At 46.0% G+C, this 24082-nt stretch carries 19 protein-coding genes and 3 pseudogenes; 20 read left to right on the forward strand and 2 right to left on the reverse strand.

The window, feature by feature from the left end; genetic code table 11:
• Both WKT20_RS12780 and WKT20_RS12785 read right to left on the reverse strand, forming a co-directional pair.
• A pseudogene (locus tag WKT20_RS12780) lies at positions 1-728 on the reverse strand (hypothetical protein); the annotation flags it as partial.
• Positions 703-2010: a hypothetical protein gene (locus WKT20_RS12785; protein ID WP_340417478.1), complete on the reverse strand. Its 1308-nt coding sequence runs from the start codon at positions 2008-2010 to the stop codon at positions 703-705. The gene WKT20_RS12785 and the pseudogene WKT20_RS12780, both read right to left, overlap by 26 nt.
• A 158-nt stretch (positions 2011-2168) precedes the next feature.
• Between WKT20_RS12785 and WKT20_RS12790 the strand changes: the two genes are divergently transcribed.
• The 20 genes and pseudogenes from WKT20_RS12790 (at position 2169) to WKT20_RS12880 (ending at position 23902) form a co-directional block, all read left to right on the forward strand.
• Positions 2169-2522 (forward strand): helix-turn-helix domain-containing protein, encoded by a 354-nt coding sequence (locus WKT20_RS12790; RefSeq protein ID WP_018709308.1) that lies wholly within the window; start codon positions 2169-2171, stop codon positions 2520-2522.
• Positions 2506-2922 carry a helix-turn-helix domain-containing protein gene (locus WKT20_RS12795; protein WP_340417495.1) on the forward strand — a complete coding sequence of 139 codons (417 nt, stop codon included), beginning with the start codon at positions 2506-2508 and terminating at the stop codon, positions 2920-2922. The genes WKT20_RS12790 and WKT20_RS12795 overlap by 17 nt, the downstream gene beginning before the upstream one ends.
• A 276-nt stretch (positions 2923-3198) precedes the next feature.
• Positions 3199-3543, forward strand: a pseudogene (locus WKT20_RS18335) (hypothetical protein); the annotation flags it as partial.
• A 207-nt stretch (positions 3544-3750) separates the two neighbouring features.
• Positions 3751-5073 (forward strand): annotated as a pseudogene (locus WKT20_RS12800) (DUF4099 domain-containing protein); the annotation flags it as partial.
• Positions 5074-5226: 153 nt separating this feature from the next.
• Complete coding sequence (locus tag WKT20_RS12805; protein WP_340417480.1) at positions 5227-7362, forward strand: type IA DNA topoisomerase; 2136 nt, start codon at positions 5227-5229, stop codon at positions 7360-7362.
• A 225-nt stretch (positions 7363-7587) separates the two neighbouring features.
• Complete coding sequence (locus tag WKT20_RS12810; protein WP_340417481.1) at positions 7588-8037, forward strand: DUF1896 family protein; 450 nt, start codon at positions 7588-7590, stop codon at positions 8035-8037.
• On the forward strand, positions 8027-14233 hold the full coding sequence (locus WKT20_RS12815) for an N-6 DNA methylase (RefSeq protein WP_340417482.1): 6207 nt from the start codon (positions 8027-8029) through the stop codon (positions 14231-14233). The genes WKT20_RS12810 and WKT20_RS12815 overlap by 11 nt, the downstream gene beginning before the upstream one ends.
• A gap of 191 nt (positions 14234-14424) precedes the next feature.
• Positions 14425-15033, forward strand: a complete 609-nt coding sequence (locus WKT20_RS12820) for a TetR/AcrR family transcriptional regulator (RefSeq protein ID WP_340417483.1) — start codon at positions 14425-14427, stop codon at positions 15031-15033.
• A gap of 133 nt (positions 15034-15166) precedes the next feature.
• Positions 15167-16273 (forward strand): tyrosine-type recombinase/integrase, encoded by a 1107-nt coding sequence (locus tag WKT20_RS12825; protein ID WP_340417484.1) that lies wholly within the window; start codon positions 15167-15169, stop codon positions 16271-16273.
• Between the two features lie 60 nt (positions 16274-16333).
• Complete coding sequence (locus tag WKT20_RS12830; RefSeq protein WP_340417485.1) at positions 16334-17713, forward strand: BatD family protein; 1380 nt, start codon at positions 16334-16336, stop codon at positions 17711-17713.
• 105 nt (positions 17714-17818) lie between these two features.
• A complete protein-coding gene (locus WKT20_RS12835) occupies positions 17819-18265 on the forward strand; it encodes a hypothetical protein (protein ID WP_340417486.1) in 447 nt (148 codons plus the stop codon).
• Positions 18266-18357: 92 nt separating this feature from the next.
• Positions 18358-18789, forward strand: coding sequence for an NTF2 fold immunity protein (locus WKT20_RS12840; RefSeq protein WP_004320608.1), 432 nt, complete (start codon positions 18358-18360; stop codon positions 18787-18789).
• A 70-nt stretch (positions 18790-18859) separates the two neighbouring features.
• A complete protein-coding gene (locus tag WKT20_RS12845) occupies positions 18860-19558 on the forward strand; it encodes an Imm43 family immunity protein (RefSeq protein ID WP_005650145.1) in 699 nt (232 codons plus the stop codon).
• A 68-nt stretch (positions 19559-19626) separates the two neighbouring features.
• Entirely contained in the window at positions 19627-20094 is a 468-nt protein-coding gene (locus tag WKT20_RS12850; RefSeq protein WP_007566582.1) for a hypothetical protein, read from the forward strand.
• A 37-nt stretch (positions 20095-20131) separates the two neighbouring features.
• Complete coding sequence (locus WKT20_RS12855) at positions 20132-20809, forward strand: hypothetical protein (protein WP_340417487.1); 678 nt, start codon at positions 20132-20134, stop codon at positions 20807-20809.
• Between the two features lie 58 nt (positions 20810-20867).
• The gene (locus WKT20_RS12860) at positions 20868-21458 is read left to right on the forward strand and encodes a T6SS immunity protein Tdi1 domain-containing protein (protein ID WP_117858200.1); all 591 of its coding nucleotides are present in this window, start codon (positions 20868-20870) and stop codon (positions 21456-21458) included.
• Positions 21459-21540: 82 nt separating this feature from the next.
• Positions 21541-22263 carry a PoNe immunity protein domain-containing protein gene (locus WKT20_RS12865; protein ID WP_340417488.1) on the forward strand — a complete coding sequence of 241 codons (723 nt, stop codon included), beginning with the start codon at positions 21541-21543 and terminating at the stop codon, positions 22261-22263.
• An 8-nt stretch (positions 22264-22271) separates the two neighbouring features.
• On the forward strand, positions 22272-22793 hold the full coding sequence (locus tag WKT20_RS12870; protein WP_013619081.1) for a DUF7691 family protein: 522 nt from the start codon (positions 22272-22274) through the stop codon (positions 22791-22793).
• A gap of 99 nt (positions 22794-22892) precedes the next feature.
• Positions 22893-23315: an NTF2 fold immunity protein gene (locus WKT20_RS12875; RefSeq protein ID WP_340417489.1), complete on the forward strand. Its 423-nt coding sequence runs from the start codon at positions 22893-22895 to the stop codon at positions 23313-23315.
• 125 nt (positions 23316-23440) lie between these two features.
• A complete protein-coding gene (locus tag WKT20_RS12880) occupies positions 23441-23902 on the forward strand; it encodes an SMI1/KNR4 family protein (protein ID WP_340417490.1) in 462 nt (153 codons plus the stop codon).
• Positions 23903-24082 lie beyond the last annotated feature (180 nt).

A 24082-nucleotide genomic window follows, 5' to 3' on the forward strand; every position in this document is an offset into this window, starting at 1 on the left:
CTAAAATAATTACCACTTTCATGTTGAAATCCTGTGTAATATTTGTTGTCATTATTTATAATATTTGAATATTCAATAGGACCATGATATATTGCTATATTGTTACTGCCATTTATCCTTAAACGAAAACTTTTTAAAATATCATTTATGACATCTTCATTGTATTTTTTCAGATACCTATTTTTCAAAAGATTGCATCCATATTTCTTTACGCCAAAGAAAACAATCAAAAAACTAATATTAATAATGGTACGCTCTTTTAACAACTCTTTCCATTTATTTTGGTCTTTATTGAATTCATTAATATCAGCGTATACAGTATCAATTTCTGCACCACTAATAATCTCATCTACAATTACTATAGCCTCTTCAATCTGTTTAACAAAGAACTCCATAAACTCAATAGACAAATCCTGATTAGGATTTTTATTGAGCAGTGAATTAGCTTTTTCTCTATTAAATTTTATCAATTCAAAATATTTGCTTTCAAAATTTTGAATTTGAAACTGCCTTCCTTGTTCTTTCAGAGTCTGATATAAATAATAAATACTTATAAAGGCTGCTATGCCACCTAGAAATGAACCATATTTATCTAAATAATCTGCATCAAATAACCAACTTAAACCAGTTTGAATAAACAGAGTTATTGCGGCATAAATTAATAGGAATATTGTTAAACCTAAAATAATGTATTCAATATTTTTATAATTCTTGAAAGTTAATTTCATGGGCTTTTGCTTGGATTATGGTTAGTTGGGATCTTTTCTTTGCAGGATAACCTTTTATTGTCATAGAAGTATAAGAGCTTGGTGGATAGCTATATATTTTCTCCATTTTCTTTATTACATTGTCTATATCTGGATCAATAATAAATACAGGTTTAGATATACACTCATGTAATATACTATTAAAGTGTTCGTCTGATTTATTAAATGAATAACCTATAATAATAATTTTATCTGCTTCTTTCATGCTCTGCTCTGTTTTATACCAAGTTTCAATAAAAGTATTGGAAAGTACAGGCTTAATTTTTATAGGTGGCAAAAATTCAGGAATAGGATACATTGTATTATCCTCCTCAAAATTCATATTAGGAGTTAACTGATTTTCTATGAATGAAATAATATCCAATGAACAATATTCTTGATCTTCAATTTTTATTTCTGTTTTATTCTGAATATCTACATAGTTCATCAAATTACCATGAAAATATAATGCAGGATAGTCATTTTCTTTTGTAAAGAAATATGCAAATGAAGAGTAGTTAAAAGTAACAATCTGCCAATCTCCCGGAATCTTAGAATATACGGGAAACTCATGCATTCGTTCACTATATGTTGTATATATATCATTTTCCTTCTTTTTTAAATATACCCACAACATCCATGATATATAAATGTAATTTTTTATAGATGCTGGCTTGTCTATATAAAAACCGATAAAATAATTCATCAACAAATCTTCAATATCTAATAAATTATGATATACGTGTTTTAATATAGGATGATTAGGCTCTTGCATACTTCTTTCCAAAATCTGTCTCATAACACTTTTAAAGGTGTCAGTATATACTAATTTTGAAAAATCGATAATTGATTCATCTGTAACGGCAAAGTTTTCTCCAAAAACCTCCTCAATTAATTCAGCAGTTTCTTGGTCCAATGTAGCCCCTGTTTTCATTGATTCTACTTTATTCATAATAGCAACAATCAATTGACCCATTTTTTGGTTTTCAGGACTCAATGTGTTATCATTAGTAAGAACAGTTTGTACCCCCTCTTTAATTCTAGTAATTTCTCTACCAAAATCTTGTACAAATCTTTCTATTGTATCTTTTATAAGTTTGTCAAAATGAAATCTTAATGATGGAATAATATTACGTAGCTTCTCATCTATTTCTCGTCCATCATTTTTTATAAAATCATTAATTTGAGGAATAAGTTCATTTGTCAATGGCATTTCGATACCAGATGTTGCATCTACTCCAGCTCCTAAAACTATAACTGTCATACTTGATATTTTAAATTTCTTGCAAAGATAATGATAATAAACAACTTATAAGAAAATCAGGAAAGGAAACGAAGAAAATCATTCCCTACTATGGAAATACTATGGATTGTGCCTGCGTGGAGTTGCGCACCTTTGCAGCGTAACCAATACGGAAGGATATGGAAATAATAACGATGGACAATGAGGTCGTGAAGACGATGATGGAGAAGATAGACCGCATAGCGGACTATGTTTTCAAGAAAGACAACGTGCCGAAGGAAGAAGCGGAAATCCTGCTGACGAGCGAGGAGGCGGCGGACTTGCTGAAAATCAGCACGAGGACACTGCAACGGATGCGAAAGGACAAGACTATTCCCTACATGATGGTGAGAAGCAAGTGCCGGTACAGACTGACGGATCTGGAGGAATGCGTGAGACGGAAAATCGTACACTGCAATCCCAAGACGCTGGAGGAGTTCAAGCATAACTACCTGATGACAAGAAAGGAGGCGGATGATGGAAGGGATTGGTAAGGAAATGTTCGAGGAATGGATGAAGCGCCTCATGGAACGGATTGACCGGCTGGACAGCATCATATCGGTACTGATAAACAAGGAAGCGGCAGGCGTGAAGTACATGGACGGAGAACGGCTGTATGACAATCAGGACCTGTGCGAGATGCTGAGAACGAGCAAACGGTCGCTACAGCGGTTCCGCAGCGAATACGGACTGCGTTACCAGAAAATCAGCCGCAAGACCTACTACAAGGAATCGGACGTGCTGGAGTTTATCAGCCGGAACATGGAAGAGGTGACGCTGGATGGCAAAAAGGTGCTGAAAGTGAAGGACGGAACGGGAAAGAAAGCTCCGGGCAAAACGGCGAAAAGGAAAAAAGGAGGCAGAAGAAATACCGGAAATGACAAACGCACGTGAAACGGAGGCGAAAAGAAAAATCAGTAATGGATGGTGACCGGATGTAAACGGGAAGCTGAGGGCGAACCTGATGCGAACGAAGACTGACAAGCATACGTGAAACGTAGGCGAAAAGAGAAACCGGAAGTGGATGGTGAACCGGATGTAAACGGGAAGCTGAGGGTGAGACTGATGCAAACCGAGACTGTAAGATGAACGGGAAACCGGAACAAAAAGAAAAACAGACCTGCATAGGAATACCGGCGGGACTATTATCAAACAATAAAAAATCAATCAATGGAACAGAAAAAGAAAAAGCAAGAGGATGTACTGGTCGTCCGCGATGAGAAGACGGGCGAAATCAGTGTGGTTGCCGGACTGGATGCCAGGGGCTATCCCAAGAGGGCACAGGCAAAGACGGAACATTCGCAGGAGTTTTTGCGCTTTGACCGCCACGGGGATGCGATAGATAATTTCTTCAAGAATTTCTACCGCCAGTGCAAGGAACCGACACGATTCGGTTTCTACAGGGTGGCAGCGGACACGGTGGAAGCTCTGCTTCCGGTTATCAAGGATCTACTGAAAGACCCTGCGGCAAATGCAGAACTGCTCGCTCCGCACAAGGTGGATACATCGGCGTACCAGCAAGCTGAGGAACAGCAGACTACGGAGGAGGCGAAAAAGGAAAATGCCGGGACGGAGACTGAGGAACAGCAGGCTGCGGAGGAGGTGAAAAGAGAAAATGCTGAAACGGAGACTGAGGAACAGCAGGCTGCGGAGGAGGCGAAAAGAGAAAATGCTGAAACGGAGACTGAGGAACAGCAGACTGCGGAGGAGGTGAAAAGAGAAAATGCCGAGACGGAGGCTGTGGAACAGCAGGCTGCGGAAGAGGCGAAAAGAGAAAATACGGAAGAAGACAATGTGGAACAACAAACAAATGAGAAAATAGAAGAAATGAAACAGAAAAATCAGGAACAGCAGCCGCAGGCGGCAGAATCGCAGGCGGTACTGGGACAGGAACCGGCACAGGACGGACAACCGCAGGCGAAGACACAAAGACCGAACCTGATAGCGGACGGCGACGTGGACTGGAAGGAACTGGAACGGTTCGGGGTGAAAAAAGAGAATCTGTCTGAAAAGGACATGAGAGCCCTGATGAACTATGGCAAGACAAATCTGGTGACGGTGAACCCGACCTTTGGCGGAGATAGTTATGAGCTGCAAGCCCGCCTATCGTTCCAGAAGACGGAAGACGGGGCATTGAAGCTCACTCCCCACTTCGTGCGCCATGAGCCGAGGCTTGACATCCCCTACAACGGCTACACTTTCACAGATGAGGACAAGAAGAACCTGAAGCAGACAGGTAATCTGGGCAGGTTGGTGGATGTGGCGGATACGAAAACCGGGGAGATGCGTCCGTCGTACATCAGCATCGACCGCCTGACGAATGAAATCGTGGACATTCCGGCAAGCAAGATACGCATCCCGGACAGAATCGGACTGACGGAACTGTTAAAACCGGAACAGGACATCCTGCGTGCAGGACTGGCACTGCCCAAGGAGGTGACGCTGAAGAACGGGCGCAAGTTTGAAGCCGTGTTGCAAGTGAGTGCGGAGAAACGCGACGTGGAGTTTGTGCCGGAATATCTGTGGCAGGGGCAATCGCAGAGACGTGGAAACGGGCAGGAGAAGAAACAGCAGAGCCCGGAAGCCCCGGATGCTCCCGGACAGCAGCAGAAGGAAGACGGGAATCAGGAGAACGGACAGCGGCGCAACCGCTCGTGGACGAACGAGGACGGAAGCATACGTCCGATAGGGAAATGGAAGGACGACATATTTACCGAACAGCAGAAGGCAGACTATGTGGCGGGGAAAGTTGTGGTACTTGCCAACGCAAAGGATGACCAGGGACAGCCCTGCACAAAATATCTGAAGTTCAACCGCGAGAAAGGCAGACCGCTGACCTATTCGGAAAACCCCGACCTCGCGCAGAACGTTGCCCCGTCGAATGAGAGCCGCACGCAGCTCGCCGTGAACAACGAGGGCAAGACGAACGAGGCCACCAGACATGTGAAGGAGCCGCTTCAGCAGGGACAGACCGCACCGAAGGACGACGCCCAGAAACAACAGCAGGAAAAACCGAAGAAGAGCAAAGGCATGAAGGTATCCTGAGTGCCACCACTGAATCCATAAAAAATCAAAGAGAATAAACAACGGATTGAAACGGGGACTCATGCGCCATGTACCGCATATCCCACGGATAACCGGCGTACCCCGTTCCACTCCACAAGGAACAAATGTATCAATGATTAAAACAGAAAATATATGATTACCATACTGGCTGAAAAACCGAGCGTGGCGCGTGAGATAGCACGCATCGCCGGAGCGACAAGAAAAGAGGAAGGATATTATACAGGAAACGGCTACCATGTGACATGGGCATTGGGGCATCTGGTACAACCTGCCCTGCCTGAGGGCTACGGCTTCAAGGGATTCAGCAGGGACAGCCTGCCGGTGATACCGGAGGTGTTCCTGCTGATACCCCGCCAGGTAAAGACGGACAAGGGCTACAAGGCGGACGCGGCAGCGGTGAAACAGATAAAAGTGATTACGAAACTGTGGAACGAGAGCGACGGCATAATAGTGGCAACGGACTGCGCACGCGAAGGGGAACTGATATTCAGATACCTGTATGCCTATACGGGCTGTACGCTGCCCTTCCGCCGCCTGTGGATAAGCTCGCTTACGGACACCGCCATCCGCAAGGGATTGAAGGAACTGAAGGACGGGCATGAATATGACGACCTGTATCTGGCGGCAAAGGCACGCAGCGAGGCGGACTGGCTGGTGGGCATCAACGGCACGCAGGCACTGACCGTAGCCGCCGGACGGGGCACATATTCGGTAGGACGCGTGCAGACACCCACGCTGGGTATGGTCTGCAAGAGGTACTGGGAGAACAGACGCTTTACACCGGAACCGATACACCAGCTGCATTTTTCGGTGACACCGGCGGGTACGGATACGGTAGTGAAGTTCTCCTCGGTAAAGAAATGGCAGGACAAGGAAGAGGCGGCTGCATCATACAATAAGGTAAAGGCGAAGATGTGCGCCACCGTCACTAAGGTGGAAAAGAAGGAGAAGGTGGAGAACCCGCCGCTGCTGTACGACCTGACCACACTGCAGAAGGAGGCGAACACGAAACACGGATTCACGGCGGAACAGACGCTGGAGCTGGTGCAGAAGCTCTATGAAGCGAAGCTCGTCACCTATCCGAGAACATCGAGCCGCCATATTCCGGAAGATGTGTTTGCTGAAGTGCCCCTGCTGCTTGAGCGGCTGGCAAGCCACTCCACACTTTCGGATAAAATCGTGAACTTGGACGGACTGAACCGCCGTTGTGTGGATGCCTCGAAAGTGACTGACCACCATGCCCTGCTGGTGACGCCGAACCGACCGCTCGCCCTCTACAAGAACGAGCAGATTATCTACGACATGATTGCCGGACGTATGGTAGAGGCATTTTCGGAGGAATGTGTGAAGGATACGGCTACCGTAGTAGCGGAGGTGGTGCCGGATGCAGGCGAAAGATGCGAGGACCTGACATTTGAGGCGAAAGGCTGCATCGTGCGCAAGGCAGGCTGGCGCGGCGTGTACGGAGAGTACGGCGAGGACAGCGGCAATACGGCATTGCCGGACTGGGCGGAAGGCGACACACTGGTGATGGCGGGATGCTCGATGAGTTCGGGCATGACCCGACCGAAACCGCTGCATACGGAAAGTTCGCTGCTGGCAGCGATGGAGACCGCCGGACGCGACGATGTGGAGGATGAGGAGGCACGCCAGGCCCTGAAGGACTGCGGTATCGGCACACCCGCCACACGTGCCGCAATCATCGAAACGCTGCTCAGAAGGGAATACATGGTGCGTGTGAAGAAATCGCTGGTGCCGACGGAGAAAGGGCTTGCCCTGTATTCCATTGTCAAGGAAATGGACATCGCCAATGTGGAGATGACCGGACGCTGGGAAGCGGAACTGGCAAAGATAGAACAGGGAAAGACACCACATGAGGCTTTTATGAGGGACATAGAAAGCTATACCCGCAAGATTACCACGGACCTGCTTGCGTGTGACCGTATTTTCGGGCACAAGGCATCGGGCTGTACCTGCCCCAAATGCGGCACGGGCACGATGCAGTTCTACGGCAAGGTTGTGCGCTGCGACAATCCGGACTGCCTGCTGCCCGTGTTCCGCCAGATAGCGGGCAAGACACTCACCGACGGGGAAATGACCGATTTGCTGGCAAAAGGGAAGACGGAAGTCCTCAGTGGCTTCAGGAGCAAGCAGGGCAAGCCCTTCAGCGCTGCGGTGACTTTTGATGCGGAGTTCAACACGAAGCTGGTGTTTGCGGAGAGTAAAGGCGAAAGAAAAGGTACGAAAACGAAAGGAAGAAGAAAATAATGAGTAATTTTGCCACTGATTCATGTCATAATCTGTTTCAACCTGGTTGTACTTTTTATTTACATGGATTTAGTGGTGACTGATTGTCGGCTGCACTCGGCATAGTTCTGACAAGTCCGACTCTGCCCTCATTTGCACGACAATTAGTGGTGGCACCCGGAGGGATACCGGGTGCCTTTTTCCTTTTCATTTCCATAATCATTTATCCACTAAATCCATCATAAAATGAAACAGAACAAGAAAACCGATCCGGCGGAACTGTCCTACTACGGGCTGTATCTGCTGGACTATCTGAGAAAATATCATCCGGACAAAGTATCAGACACCCCATTCATTACTGGAAGGGAGGAAGCCGCCTCGGAAACATTCGAGAAGGAAAGGACGGCGGGAAGTACGGTGGAAGCCGCACAGGAGGAGGCCATGCGCGTCCTGCTCGAAGGGCTACACTTCTCCCCCTACGCACTGCTGCTTGAGGTGGTGGAAAACGAGTTTTCCGAAGAGGTGCAGGAACAGGAACGCGAGGCGTTCTGCCGGGAGATATTCCCGCACCTGAAAAACCTGTTTGCCGGCTATCCCACAACGGACGACACATTCGCCCTGTCGCCCGAACACGACCTGCTCTATACAGAGCTGACGGGTGCGATAATGCTTTATCTGGAGGCTTATGGCGTTTAACAGGAAGCAGAGGCTCAGGGAAAACATCGAGGCGATACGGACGGCATTCACACTGGAGAAGGAACAGCGTACGCCCACCGCACGGGAACGGGCGCTGCTGGAGAGGTACTGCGGCTTCGGGGGACTGAAGTGCATACTGAATCCCGCCAGGGAACTGACGGATGCCGTACACTGGGCGAAATCAGACCTCGAACTGTTTGCCCCGACGGTGGAGCTGCACCGTCTGATACGTGAGAACAGCCGGGACGAAGCGGAGTACAGGCAGTATGTGGACTCGCTGAAGGCATCGGTACTGACGGCATTCTATACGCCGCAGACCATTGCGGACACCATAGCGGACGTGCTGCACGACCGCAAGGTACGCCCAAAGCTGGTGCTGGAGCCGTCGGCGGGTATGGGCGCGTTCATCAGCCCGGTATTGTCGAACAATCCGCAGGCGGAGGTGATGGCATTTGAGAAAGACCTGCTGACGGGCAAGCTGCTCGGACACCTGTACCCGCAGCAGAAGATACGCACGGAGGGTTTCGAGAAAATAGAAAAGCCGTTTCTGAACCATTTTGACCTTGCCATATCCAATATCCCTTTCGGGGATTTTGGAGTATTTGATGCGGAGTTCAGCCGCAGTGCATCCTTCGGCAGACGTTCGGCACAGAAAGCCATCCATGACTATTTTTTTCTGAAAGGTCTGGATGCGGTGCGTGACGGCGGCATCGTGGCGTTCGTCACCTCGCAGGGGGTGTTGAACAGTTCGAGGGTTTCCGTCAGGAACGAAATGTTCAGCAAGGCGAATCTGGTATCGGCAATACGACTGCCCAACAACCTGTTTACCGACAATGCAGGCACGGAAGCCGGCAGCGACCTGATCATCCTGCAAAAAGACCTGCAAAAGAAGGGACTGACACAGGAGGAACGGGTGCTGACCATCATACAGACGGAACATAACGGCGGACTGACGGACAACGCCTATTTTGCCTACCACACGGAGCGTATCATACATACCGATGCGAAGAGGGGCACCGACCCGTACGGAAAACCGGCGATGGTATATACGCACAGCGGAGGTGTGGAGGGTATTGCTATGGACCTGTACAGGATGCTGTCGGAAGACCTGTCGGCACGGCTGGACATGGAACGCTACAACGGCATGGGGCATGAAAGAGAGGATGTGCGGCAGAACATTGCCGTACAGACTGAGGGTATTGAGGCGAAAAGAGAAAATTCCGCTTCGGCTACGAGAGAACTGGAGGAGGCGAAAAGAGAAAATATCCATCCGGCTGAGGGTGAGCGGACGGAGGTGAAAAGAGAGAACTCCGCTTCGGCTACGGGTGAACGGGCGGAGACGAAAAGAGAAAATACCCATCCGGTTGAGGGTGAACGGGCGGAGGTGAAAAGAGAGAACTCTGCTTCGGCTACGGGTGAACGGGCGGAGGCGAAAAGAGAAAATTCCCATCCGGTTGAGGGTGAGCGGGCGGAGGTGAAAAGAGAAAACTCCACCTCTGTTGCTGGTATAGCTGACGGGACAAAACGGGAAGAAAACAGTGTGCAGCCGAAAGTGCAAGTGATGACCGGCATGTCGCAGGAAGCGCAAAGCAGACAGACGGGAGGAACGGTAATGGACCTGTATGACCTGTTCGGCTATACGCAGGAGGAAAGACGGATGGCTGAACAGGGCCTGAAACCGGACAGGAAGAAAGGCGGAAAGTACAAAGGGAAGAAACCAGTGCAGCCGACACTGTTCTCCCTGCCAGTGGAGAATACGGAAAGGACAACGGACAAGGGAAATGCGGAAACGGATGCCAGCATCACCCCGGAAGAGGCACGCGAAATGGACGAAATCATACGCGGCGGAACGGATGCGCCGACGGCTGCCGAAACGGAGGCGGCTCTCCCGACAACGGAAAAGACGGGACCTGGCACCGCAACGGAAGAATCCTATGACCCGGAAGATGAAGTGTACCGCAGACTGGACTGGGAAACAAATCCGCCCATCAACGGATTCTATGAAATGATGATGTCGCTCACGCCGGAGCGTCGGGCGGAACTGCGCCGGCTCGGAAAGGCGAAGATAGAAGCCAATGCCGCCAGAGAAGCGGTCGGAACAACAGAGGCGCAAAGAGAAAAAGTCCATGTGGGGAAAATGGAAGAACCGCAAGGTACTGCTGCCACGGTGGTCTATCCGATAGAAAACGGATTCGAGGCGGAACGCGACAGACGGATAGCGGAAGTGGAGAAAGCCCTACGCGCGGAGGAAGCCGCCCTGACACCGGAAGAGAGGCAGCGCAAGCGGGAGGAGGAAATGATGCCCTGCCCGTACAGCCGACCGCTGGAGCCGCACCTGAAGGACGGCTCGCTGGCATGGGAATACACGCAGGGCGTGCGCTATCAGGTGGGCGTGCTGAAGGACGTGACCCGCTACGGGGCGACCTTCCAGCCGCTGGACATGGAGGGTATGCAGAAGGAGAAGGCTCAGTTGTACATCTCGATGCGCGACACCTACGAGCGGCTCTACGCACAGGAGGCGGAACGGCAGGAGGCAAACGACATGCTCCGCCGCCACCTGAACACCTACTACGACGAGTTCACGATGCGGTACGGCTGCCTGAACGCCAGACAGAATGTGAAACTGCTGATGATGGACGCCTCCGGGCGCAACATGCTGGCATTGGAGCGCAGCGAGGGCGGCACGATGGTGAAGGCGGACATATTCGACCATCCCGTTTCCTTTTCGCAGGAAACGACCGTCACGGCAGAGTCGCCGGAGGAAGCCCTATCCGCCTCGCTCAACCGCTACGGCGGGGTGAACCTGCCGTATATGGAATCCCTGTGCGACATGGCACAGGCGGACATGCTGGAGGCACTGAAAGGCAGGGTGTACTACAATCCGCTGGCAGAGGGTTACGAGATAGCCGACCGCTTCATTGCCGGGAACGTGGTGGTAAAAGCGAGGGAGGTGGAGGAATGGGTAAAGGGACACGAGGGGCACGGGATGATGCCGCAGGCACGGGAGGCTCTGGAGGCTTTACGCGAGAACATACCCGAACAAATCCCGTTTGAAGACCTGGACTTCAACTTCGGGGAACGGTGGATACCCACGGGCGTGTATGCCGCCTACATGAGCCGCCTGTTTGAAACGGATGTGCGGATAAGCTACTCGGAGAGCCTCGACGAGTATTCGGTGGCATGCAGCCACAGGACGATGAAAATCACCGACGAGTTTCTGGTGAAGGGGTACTACCGCCACTATGACGGGATGCACCTGCTGAAACACGCTCTGCACAACATCTGCCCGGACATGATGAAGAAAGTCGGCGAGGACGAGAACGGTAACGACATAAAGGTGCGGGACAGCGAGGGCATACAACTGGCAAACGCGAAGATTGACGAAATCCGAAACGGATTCACGGAATGGCTGGAGGAACAGTCGCCGGAGTTCAAGAAACGGCTGACGGACATGTACAACAACAAGTTCAACTGCTTCGTGCGTCCGAAATATGACGGCTCGCACCAGACCTTTCCCGGACTTGACCTGAAAGGGCTGGGAATCACAGACCTGTACCCCAGCCAGAAGGACTGCATCTGGATGCTGAAACAGAACGGCGGAGGAATAGCCGACCACGAGGTGGGCACCGGCAAGACGCTGATCATGTGCGTGTCAGCATATGAGATGAAGCGGCTGGGGCTGGTACACAAACCGATGATAATCGGTCTGAAAGCCAATGTGCGCGAGATAGCGGAGACCTACCGCAAGGCATACCCCAACGCCCGCGTACTGTACGCATCGGAGAAGGACTTCGAGGCGGCCAACCGCGTGCGTTTCTTCAACGACATACGTAACAATGACTGGGATTGCGTCATCATGAGCCACGACCAGTTCGGGAAGATTCCGCAGTCGCCGGAACTGCAGCAGCGGATATTGCAGGCGGAGCTGGATACGGTGGAGGAAAATCTGGAAGTGCTGCGCTCGCAGGGCAAGGACGTGTCACGCGCCATGCTGAGGGGACTGGAAAAGCGCAAGTTCAACCTGACGGCCAAGCTGGAGAAGGTGGAACACGCGATAAAGTCGAGGACGGACGACGTGGCGGACTTCAGGCAGATGGGCATCGACCACCTCTTCGTGGACGAGAGCCACCAGTTCAAGAACCTGACGTTCAACACAAGGCATGACCGTGTGGCGGGTCTGGGCAACTCGGAAGGCAGCCAGAAGGCACTGAACCTGCTGTTTGCCATCCGCACCATCCAGGAGCGGACGGGAAAGGATCTGGGAGCGACGTTCCTATCGGGCACGACCATCAGCAACTCGCTGACGGAGCTGTATTTGCTTTTCAAATACCTGCGCCCGAAGGAACTGGAAAGACAGGACATACGATGCTTTGACGCATGGGCGGCAATCTTCGCCAAGAAGACGACGGATTTTGAGTTCAATGTGACGAACAACATCGTGCAGAAGGAACGCTTCCGCTACTTCATCAAGGTACCGGAGCTGGCGGCGTTCTACAACGAGATAACGGACTACCGCACGGCAGAGGATGTGGGCGTGGATCGTCCGCACAAGAACGAGATACTGCACAACATACCGCCCACGCCCGACCAGGAACATTTCATCAAACGGCTGATGGAATTTGCCAAGACGGGCGACGCCACGCTGCTGGGACGCGGAAAGCTGTCGGAAACGGAGGAAAAGGCGAAGATGCTCATCGCTACGGACTACGCAAGGAAGATGGCACTGGACATGCGCATGATAGACCCGGCGTATGAAGACCACCCGGACAACAAGGCAAGCCACTGCGCGAGGACGATTGCGGAATATTACCGGAAGTATGACGAGCAGCTCGGCACGCAGTTCGTATTCTCCGACTTGGGTACCTACCAGCCGGGCGGGTGGAGCGTATATACCGAAATCAAGCGCAAACTGGTGGAGGACTACGGCATACCCGCCCATGAAATCCGCTTCATTCAGGAGTGCAAGAGCGAGAAGTCAAGGAAAGCGGTGATTGAGGCGATGAACGAGGGATATGTGCGCGTGCTGTTCGGCTCGACGAGCATGCTCGGTACGGGCGTGAACGCCCAGCGCAGGGCGGTGGCCATCCACCACCTGGACACGCCGTGGCGACCGTCCGACCTCGCCCAGCGCGACGGTCGGGCGGTGAGAAAGGGCAACGAGATAGCGAAGCTGTATGCCGACAACAAGGTGGATGTCATCATCTACGCGGTGGAAAAATCGCTGGACTCGTACAAGTTCAACCTGCTGCACTGCAAGCAGACGTTCATCAGTCAGCTGAAGAGCGGCGCGATGGGCGCGAGAACCATAGACGAGGGAGCGATGGACGAGAAATCGGGCATGAATTTTTCGGAATACATGGCGATACTGTCGGGAAACACCGACCTGCTGGACAAGGCGAAGCTGGAGAAGAAGATTGCCTCGCTGGAGGGTGAACGCAAGTCCTTCAGCAAGGGCAAGCGTGAGTCGGAGCTGAAACTGGAGGAAAAGACGCTGGCATTAAGGAACAACCAAGCCGCCGTAGCCGCCATGACGGAGGACTGGGAGAAGTTCACGGCTGCCGCCCGGACAGACCAGGAAGGCAACCGGCTGAACCTGCTCAGGATTGACGGGCTGGATTCGGCAGACGAAAAGACAATCGGCAAGCACCTGCAGGAGATAGCCAGGAATGCCACGACCGGCGGACAGTACAAGCGTGTGGGCGAACTGTACGGCTTCCCCATCGAGGTGGTCAGCGAAAGGACACTCAAAGACGGGCTGGAGTTCTGCGACAACCGATTTGTGGTGGCGGGCAACTACAGGTACAGCTACAACAACGGGCATCTGGCAATGGCTGACACACACGCTGCCGCCATGAACTTCCTGAACGCATTGGAGAGGATACCGGGTATCATCGACCAGTACAGGAAGAAGAACGAGGTGCTGGAGCGGGAAATCCCGCAGTTGCAGGAGATAGCCGGCAAGACATGGAAGAAGGAGGACGAGCTGAAACAACTGAAGTCCGAACTCGCCGCACTGGACCGCAAGATACAGCTGGAGCTGGCTCCGCCGACGCCGGAAAGCACGGAAGAGAACCGGCAAGGCAGCGAGAAGAAGCAGACGGAACAGCAGACGGGAAGCCCGCACGCGGACTTCGTGCGCAGCCATCTGGTTATCGGAAGACCGGGGCTGACGGAACCGAAGGGCATGAAGCTGTAGTTCCGCATTGTCCGGTAATGACCACGGGCGACTGCCTTTGCATGAAGCGAGGCGGCCGCCCGTACTTTTTTCAATGAAGAAATGTATTACAAGACATCCGTGTTATTTTATGACAGTAAAAAAACACTGGCATACAAATGTTTGAAAAGAGAAAATCCGTATCTTCGTAACTGAAACAAAAATGGATGCGTATGTTTACAAACAGGGAAGAAGTATTGGAAAAGGCCTTGCAGGTATTCGCCAAAATGAATTATGAGAAAGCAACCCAGATGGAAATAGCCAAAGCCTGCGGCCTGTCAAAAGCCGGACTGGTGTATTATTTCCCGTTCAAACAGGATTTGTTCGTGGCAGTTGTGGACAAATATGTATTCCATACCCAGCAGTTGGAAAACAAGTTCCAATTTACAGCAGGTTCGTTCCCGGAGTTTATCGACCAGTATATAGCCGGAGTGGAAAGAACCATGAACAACCTCGGACGTCTGCTTGATAACAGTAATCCATACGGGTGCAGCTTCAATTTTTACTATTACCATCTGCTGATGCAGGTACGGTTATACTATCCCAATGCAGAAAAGAAAATAGCTGACATATTCAAGCAGAACTACCAGTTATGGGAATCCGCCATCCAAAGGGCAAAAGAGAATGGGGAAATCCGGCAGGACGTGGATGTGGAAGAAGCCGCTTCGATGTTCTGGCAAGTATTTTTCGGTATCTCCTTTGAACATTCTTTCTTTCAAGGATTGAATATCAAGCAACTGGCAAAAAAACTACATTTCATCTACTCGCTGATTAAAGCCTGAAACCGGGTTTTCAACCAGAACGGTTTCTATATATCCTACAAGTGCAGAGTTTTAACACAATAAAACCAACCAATCAGTTGGTTTTTACATTCCTTTTATTTATATTTGCAGCAATGAGTTTACTTTCAGCAATATGGACAATGTTCAGCGACAGAGAGAAAACATCGTTCTGTACAAAGATAAGAAGGACGGTGCGGACTACATACGGATAGAGTATGCAGGCAATGGAGACATATCTCAGCTGCTCGTCCTGGACGCCGATGTGGAAATGGCAGATAATGGTTCAGCCTACATACCGGCAGCCATTTTCAGGCTATCGGATTTCTACGACCGCTACTCCCCGCACGCCTATATTGACTACAGCAGGGTTTATGTAAGGCATCCCAAACCCAAAAGGGAATACACACTGCCGGAAGGCTATCTTGAACTACTGGAGCGGAAACGGTACAGCCCATCGACCATAAAAACCTATCGTGCCTATTTCAGCGACTTTATGGAATACCATAAAGGCCGCAACATCGACCGCCTGAAAGTGGCTGACATCAACAAATATATCCTCTATCTTGTAAACGAAAAGAAAATATCGGTATCGCAGCAGAACATGCGCATCAACGCCATCAAGTTCTACTACGAGCAGGTAAAGGGCGGACAGCGCCAATACTATGGCGGCATTACCCGCGCGAAGGAATACAAGTCACTGCCCGAAGTGCTGAGCCGTAATGAGGTGGCCCGTATCCTCGCGTGCCTGTCGAACCGGAAGCACCGCTGCATGATTTCATTGATATACTCAGCCGGACTACGGCGGAGCGAGCTGTTGAACCTCACCCCCAAGGACATCATAAGCGAAAGGATGCTTGTGCGTATCATGGGCAAAGGACGGAAATGCCGGTATTCGCTGCTATCGGAAAAGTTGCTGAAGGAACTGAGGGAATATTTCAAGGAGTACCGTCCGCAGAAATGGCTGTTCGAGGGAGAGACACCCGGAGAACAGTATTCCGCAAGTGCGCTGGTAAAGGTACTGAAAGAAGCTGCCAGCCGTGCCGGAATCAAGCACCGGGTACATGTACACATGCTGCGCCATTCGTTTGCGACCCACCTGCTGGAGCAAGGAACAGACCTGAGGACCATACAGGAACTGCTGGGTCATAATGACATCAAGACCACATCTATTTATCTTCATGTGACGAGTACACACAAATCGAGCATACCTAATCCGCTTGATTCTCTGGATGATTCGTAGGGTGCATTATCATATTATAAAGGAGAATACAAATTATATCGTATCTACAAATTACCATATATGATAAAAATGACAAGACATATCAAAAGCATGACTATCAGAAGCGGATTGATTACCCTCCTGTTGTTGTCGGTATTGTTGCCAACAGTCAGGGCCAATGTCTCGGCTACGGCAGATTCTGTGTATTTTCACATAAAGTTGGACACGCTGGGAATTCTTCGCACCGGACAGGAGGTGAAATTGACGTATGCACTGGTCAATTCCCAATTCGATTCGGTTGCAGCTCCTGAGTTTGACAGTAGCATAGAAGTGCTACGTGGTCCGGAGCCTCATAAAAGCAGCAGTTATGCCATCATAAACGGTGTGGAAAGCAAGACAAATGAAACCGGATTCTGTTATTTTGTACGGTTCAAGGAAAGCGGTGAGTTTCAACTGCCACCGGCATCCGTAAAAGTAGGAAATCAGGCGTATACTACCCCGGAATGCCGTGTAACCGTACATCCTCCCGAAGCAGATTTAAGTAAATTGCAATGCCATCTGCGTGTGGCTCAACTGAAAAAGGATTTTGTAAAATATTGTGCCACGTTGACTTGCAATGCCCGTCCCGACCAGAATCCGCCCCTGTTGACCATTAACGGAGAGACAGTCCGTCCGACAAGTAACTCCTATTCGGGTTCCGATGGCAAGGAGGAATATGTTTACAAATATTATTTTTCCAGCAATGGTTATAACGTAGCCTGTAAGGAACTGACCTTTGGCGGAATTCCTTATTCTGTAGAGCCGCGAGTGAGCAAAATAGACAATGATGTTTTCAACCTTATTGTCTTTGGGGTTGTATGTGCATTGTTCGAGTTGATATGGTGGCTTGTCTATCGCTACCGCTACCGGGAGGAGAAAGATGCCGCCCTTGCCGACTTTGTGTTAAAAAGGAAAACCTTGCCTCTTATTATTGACTGGGCATACACCCATTATGGGGCATCGCACATGCTGATGTTGGTTTCTGTGATATCTCTGAGTGTTATGGGTATAATGTTCTATACAAACGGGCAGTTCGTGTCTGCTTTTCTCTGGTTTGGCGGTGTATTACTGCTGCTTGCCTATGTGCTATACCGAAGTCAGAGGCGCAAGTTGGATTTCAGTAGCATACCTACCACACTGGATAAGCAGTCGATTTATGACAAGATATATAATCTATCAGTGACTTATGATTGGGACGTTGACCACTACGGAGAAGACTGCATCGTGGCACATACCAACCCGGCGCTTTGGCATCTGACATGGGGCGAGCAGATATTCATTGTGTTCGACCAAGGTCAAGTGTGGGTTAACAGCGTAAACGACCTGAACAAACGCACTTCGATATGCTCATTTGGACACAACAAACGGAATATTCGAAGAATCAGAGAGGCATTGACACAGGGTGCAGCTATTAGAGATTAGGAAATACACCTGGCAGGTGTTGTTTAGCGAAATATACAGCACCTGACGGGTAATCTTATAAATACATTAACATCAATATAGTACAGAACAACATCAAATTATATTATGGTATGTAAATTCATACATTGGATAAAGGAGGACGGTTGGATAATAGTCGGCATCTTTCTTACTGTGAATATTATTTATATCTACTTCACAGACAAGTATTATTACTATAATGCGGAAAACGTGCGCTATACCATTGCAAAATATAAGCAAACCGGTTTCATTAGAAGCAGAACAGTGTATGGCTTCTCGTATGAAGTGTACGGAAAAACTTATAATACGAATACAGAACAAACCCTAAGTAATTATAATCTGGAAGAAGATAGATTACTGATTAAATATTCAGCAAAACAATATGGTACTGGCGAAGTAGTAAAAGTAGTCGTTCCCAAATGGGTGTTATCCCCACCCAAAGACGGATGGAAACAGTTTCCTCCCGACATAAACTGGAAGGGTGCGGAACTTGATACTGCTTATATGAAAAGTATGAATTTGGAGATACCATAATTTGATGAGAATAAAAATAGAATGTTAACAAGGTCGAGCCAACAGCTGAACGCTGTTACTCACCAAACCATTACCAATAATATAGAACAGATATGGAAACAGAACTAAAAGAAACTATACAGAATTTATTGCTTCAATTCATGCAGAATATGCACGAGTGGGAAGTAATGTGTAATGATATTGCAAAGCAGAGTAAACTTTCATTTGAAGAACAGTTTAACAAGCAAAAAGAATTGGTATCAAAAATCTTTTTGACTTACTGCACTTCTCGTGAACGCAAGTATGGCAGACCTACTACTATATCTTATGGCAATGAAGGGTCGTATGAATATGATGTTAATGAAGAGAAAATTACCGATATTGTAGAAGAAGGGAAAAATAGAATTGCTGTTCACACATATAGGGAAGTGCCTTTACGACAAAAGAAGCAATATATATTCTTGTATTCAAAAGGCAAATGGCTTTTAGACTCTAAGAAAAGATATTCTGTATTGAAGCAAAAATGGTTATCTGATTCCCTCTAAATAATAATTGGTAACAAGCCAAGTTAGCTGCTGAACGCAGCTCCTTGTCAAACCATTAACGATAATAATTATGAATACAGAAGAGCTTTATATTTGGCGATATGGGATAGATAAACTTCCTAAAGGATTATTGGAGTATGGTAAATCTGATGTCTGTGATACCTACGATGAGAGTAAAAGGCAGAAGTTTCAAAATCACGGACGATGGATGTGGAAAGACAAGAATGGTTGGGAAGAAAATTTACCACCAGTCTTATACCTCGTATGCAACAAAAAACCGGGAATCTTGCAATTTGATTTTCTTGAAAAATACAGCATAAAACTTAAAATTGTATCGGAAGAGTTTTTGTCTTTACTTCAAGAAAATGGATTCATTGATAAATATGATATTGCAACTGTCAAGGTAGTAAACAAGAAAAACGAATCTCTAACGGATAAAAAATACTACGCTTTACGTATAAACCATTTTGACAATGATTCTTTCCATTACGGGAAAGGTATAACATTTCATCGAAATGATATAGAGAAAAAAATAGGAATTAGTTTTACAGTATATCCTGATATGAAACTGAAAGACAATTCAATCAAACAGAATTTCTTCGTTTTAGATAGCGTAGAATATGGAAATGGAATAATATTCCGAGAGAGAATTTTGGATAAGGTATTAAATCTGTATAAACCTGAAATTTACAAATTATCAGACTACTCCAAACTATATATAGATAAACGCTTTTATCCATATGGGAATGAATTTATGATTGTGAAATAAAATCGTTAACAAGGTCGAGATAACAGCTAAACGCTGTTGCTCACCAAACCATTACTAACAATAGTACGATGAATAAAACTGTCCAATCCATAGTATCATTGACTGCTTTCAGTGCTTTATTGATAGTCATAACATTATTTTGTGGTGGCTTAGGTTTTGGTCGTCTGTTCAGGATATATGGCATTATGGAGTATTGTTTTTTAGGTTTACTTATTATTACAGATGTAACTGTAATCTACAAGGTCTATAAACTATACGCAATGCACCCAAAAGTGATAATGTTATTGCTGGGCCTGGAATGTTGCTCTGTCATTTTGTGGCTTGCCTTTATCTGTATAGACCAAAGTCTATTAGATTGGCAAATTACAAACTTCATATTGCAAGCTGTCAACTTAGACGGCTTCACGGGAGATGAAGGAGGATTGAATATGCTCGCAGTTTTATGCGGCATTATTTATCCTCTTTTGGGAATTGGGTGTTTATTCACCGGATTGAGATTTATAAATAAGTTAGTAACAACGAAAGATAGCATCTAACGATGCTCCTTTCTAACCATTATAAACAATAAAGCCAATGGATATAAAGAATGATATATATATCATGAAAATGAATGACAAACTGTATCAACGGTTAATACAGTCGGAACATATCATTCATGCCAAAGTTGAAAGTGTTTTAGGGCAAATCTCTTCATGGAAGTATGCAACCCATGAATTGTATGTTCCTGCTCCCTACCAAAATGAGTTAGCGGGTTTACCAAGCGGAAGAATACGAAAAAATGTTGAAGAAAAAGACCGTCTAAAAATAGCCGGTCTGTATTCTTTTGGCTTTGATGCAGAAGGAAAAATACTTTGTTCGCAAGAAGCTCCTGAGAATATAGAAAATGGCATCATAACTGATATATATGAGTATGATGATGCCTTTTCATATCATGTATTTCATGTAAGATATATACCCAATCAATATACAATCATAATCTCAATAAGCTATTTTTATTCATACCATGAAATGAGTATCTTTCAGGGTATAAATGCGTATAAAGATTGGTCTGTGTATTTGTATGAATACGATAAAGGAAGAATTAGCAAAGTACATAGTTATGCTTCTTGCTGGGGAGACAGGGAGGCAGAAGAATATAATTTTGTCTATGATAACAACATTTTATGTGCAATAGTTGGAGAGAAAAGACTAAAGAATGGAGAATTAGATATCCATTGGAAAAACAAAAAAGTTTATAACAAGGAAGGCTAACCTCTAAACGAGGTTCCTTTCCAAATCATTATCAACCATAAAGTAAATAAATAAGTGTATGTACGAGATTTTTTTAGAAAAGAACTTCAATAGTATCAGGCAAACAGTTGATGATGCCTTTATTTCTCAATACGCTGATTTGTCTTATCCGGAACTGACTACTCTATGGCAAGAAGTTGGACTAGGCAGCTATTGTAATGGAATGCTTAAAATCATTAATCCATCAGATTACCAAGATGTACTAAACTCTTGCTATATTATGGACTATGACCAATCGTTTCTGCCATTCATGTGTACGGCTTTCGGTGATGTCTTTGCCTATGTAAAAAATTCAAGATTGAAAAATTACATTGTTTATTTGAATGTAAGATACGGAACATATTTAATTCTTCCGGATAATCTCGTATTATTGTTGAGTAAAATAATCTTTAACAAAAGCATCTTGAAAGGTTGGTTTGATTTAGAAAATTATCCTGTAATTCAAGAAGTAATGGGAACTCCGGGCTATGACGAGTGTTTCGGATATTCTCCACTGCTGGCATTGGGCGGAAGTGAAAGTATTGAAAATGTCAAGATTGTCAAGACACTTCCTTATATAGATATAAGTACACAAACAATCGGCAGATTCAAAGATTCAGATAAATTTTGAGTTTGAAAAAAGTTGATAACAACGCAGGATAACGGCAAGCCGTTCCCTGCTGAACCATTAACATCAAAAACAGTGTACCATAATGGAAACAAGAGATAAACTTTTTACCGAAGAACAGTATATAAAGCAATTGGCTAAGTATACTACCAGAATAGAAAAACTTAATAGTATGATAGAACAATCAGAAAAAGATGGTGATGAGATTAGCCCTGATTTGTATGGACGTTTATTTGATTGTAGAGTTTATACTATCGTAACTATGTATTCTATGGGGGAGAATTTAGAATCTATAAAATCCAATTATATTTTAACAATCAATGTTTTAGAAAAATGCTGGACTCCGTATGGCTATTATGTTCAGATGTTATGGTTGCTTTCAATAGGAATCATGTTGGAGTATGATAATAATGTTATTGATAAACTCCGCGTACTTATAGACATGAAAGAAGTTAAAGACCGTGTTTATGATGTATTGCTGAATTACCGTTTCCCGGAACGGAAGGAAATGGCGGATTGTGTGTTTGATGCTGTGCCTTATCGGGCAATCTTGGAAGTGTCGGATTTGGCTAAAACAAACAAGCTTCAAGCGACGAAGCGATTGGAAAAGTATCTAAAAAGGGAATGGTATCGAGGACATTCCGATTGTGCTTGGCATGACGACCACAAATATGGTATAATACATGATGGATATTGGAGTTTTGAGAGCGGTGCATTGGTCAAGGTTTTGGGGCTGGATGATAGCAGCCTGAAAGGGTTGCCATATTATCCATACGATATGGTACACTGGAACGGCAACATAAAATAAAGATAAGTATGAGTTACTCTGTTTGTGCATATTTGACAGAAGCCGATAAGGTAAAGTCTGTTTATGGAGCTCGTGATAATCTGCTGCTTAACCAATTAAAGGCAGCACTGAAGCCGGGACTTGACAGTTTGAACGATTATTTCAGCGATAGTCTGAACACGGATATGGATGCTTATGCTGTATTGGCTGATATTGTGAACGGAGAAGTCCGTTATCCCGAAATCGCTTCCATGTACGGGTATGTATATGAAAAGATTTGCAATCATTTCGGAACGCAAATCTATTGTGCGGAAAACCTTTGGCAACTGGATAGCCAAAGCACATTCATACCTATTCCATTGAGTGATGATTTTCCCTATATCATTAGCATACCTGTTTCTGAATTGGAGAGCAAGAGGATGGAATACAATTCGCTGGAAGAAGGCAATGGTATCGGCGATTACGACTATGAGCAGGAAATGGACGATTTGAACTTCATTTTCGATGAAGCCGTTGAAGCACAAAAGGACCTTGTGATTATGGTGTATTAATATGGTACACTGGAATGGAAATTAAATATGATGTTAACGAAGCAGGATAACGGACAAGCCGTTCCCTGCTTAACCATTAATAATAAAGATAATTAAAGTATGGATGATATTACAAAAAAAACGATTGAAAAACTTGTCCTAAACTTTATTTCAGAAATGAATGATTGGGAGAAGTATTGTAACGAGTTAGACCAAAATAGTCAGTTGGCATGGGACGAAGCAGATCGTATGATGGAACAAAGGGTAGCTTCTATAATAAACAAATACTGCACAGATAAGGAACGCAAAATGAGTCGTCCGAATGCTATATCATGGGGAGTTGAAGGAAGTTATGTCTATGATCCGAATAAGGAAAAAATAATAGATATGCAAAAAAGCAGGAAAAATAGATTTTTTGTGACAACACGAACTGACAACAAATACCTGCAGTATATTGTCGTCAAAAAAAATAATAAGTATTTGATAGATAGTAAAAAAAGAAGATTCTTAAACGAAGATAAATGGTACGTGGATTATTTATAAGTCTAACAACCAACTTTAATGTTTACTTTAATAAACTCTATTATTAACGAGGTCGAGATAACAGCTTAACGCTGTTGCTCACCAAACCATTAACATCATAGTAAAATCAATATAATAATAGAAAAATGAGCGATCTACTAATTGAGAAATCATTATTAAATATCTCAAATGATAATATAGTTTCATTGGAAAATCTTGTTGGATATAGTATCCCGAAAGATTTTGTGAACTTCTATCTTCTCTCTAATGGCGGAATAGCTAACAATCCATATTTCTATATTGAAGATGAAGATAATTATGTGGAAATAAGTTTATTTCTTCCAATTTATTACACAGATGAAAAGTTAGGAGGAATTAATATTGAAACGAGCTATAGACATTTAATTCAATCAGGTTTTCCCAATAAGTTTTTACCATTCGGAATTGATTGGGGTGGAAATTTCTTTGCACTTGATTTAGAAACTGGAAAAATTGTATTGCTATTGATGGATTTGGGGCCCTTTACTGATAATTGTGTAAAGTATATTGCTTCATGTTTTTCTGATTATATTAATAATTTGGTAAAATCAGGAGATGAAGATAATTAAATCCTCAAAGTAAAGATGTTAACAAGGTCGAGCCAACAGCTAAACGCTGTTGCTCACCAAACCATTAACAAAAACAGAAAGTCTATGAACAAAGAATACTATGTATCAGAAGTAGAGGACAAAAGTTCTGTTGAGTATAGTAAAAAGAGTAGTGCTTAAACACCGTGTAAACAGTATTAA

Source organism: Phocaeicola sp. ICN-14070 (assembly GCF_037892625.1).
In the GTDB taxonomy this organism is placed as follows: domain Bacteria; phylum Bacteroidota; class Bacteroidia; order Bacteroidales; family Bacteroidaceae; genus Phocaeicola; species Phocaeicola plebeius.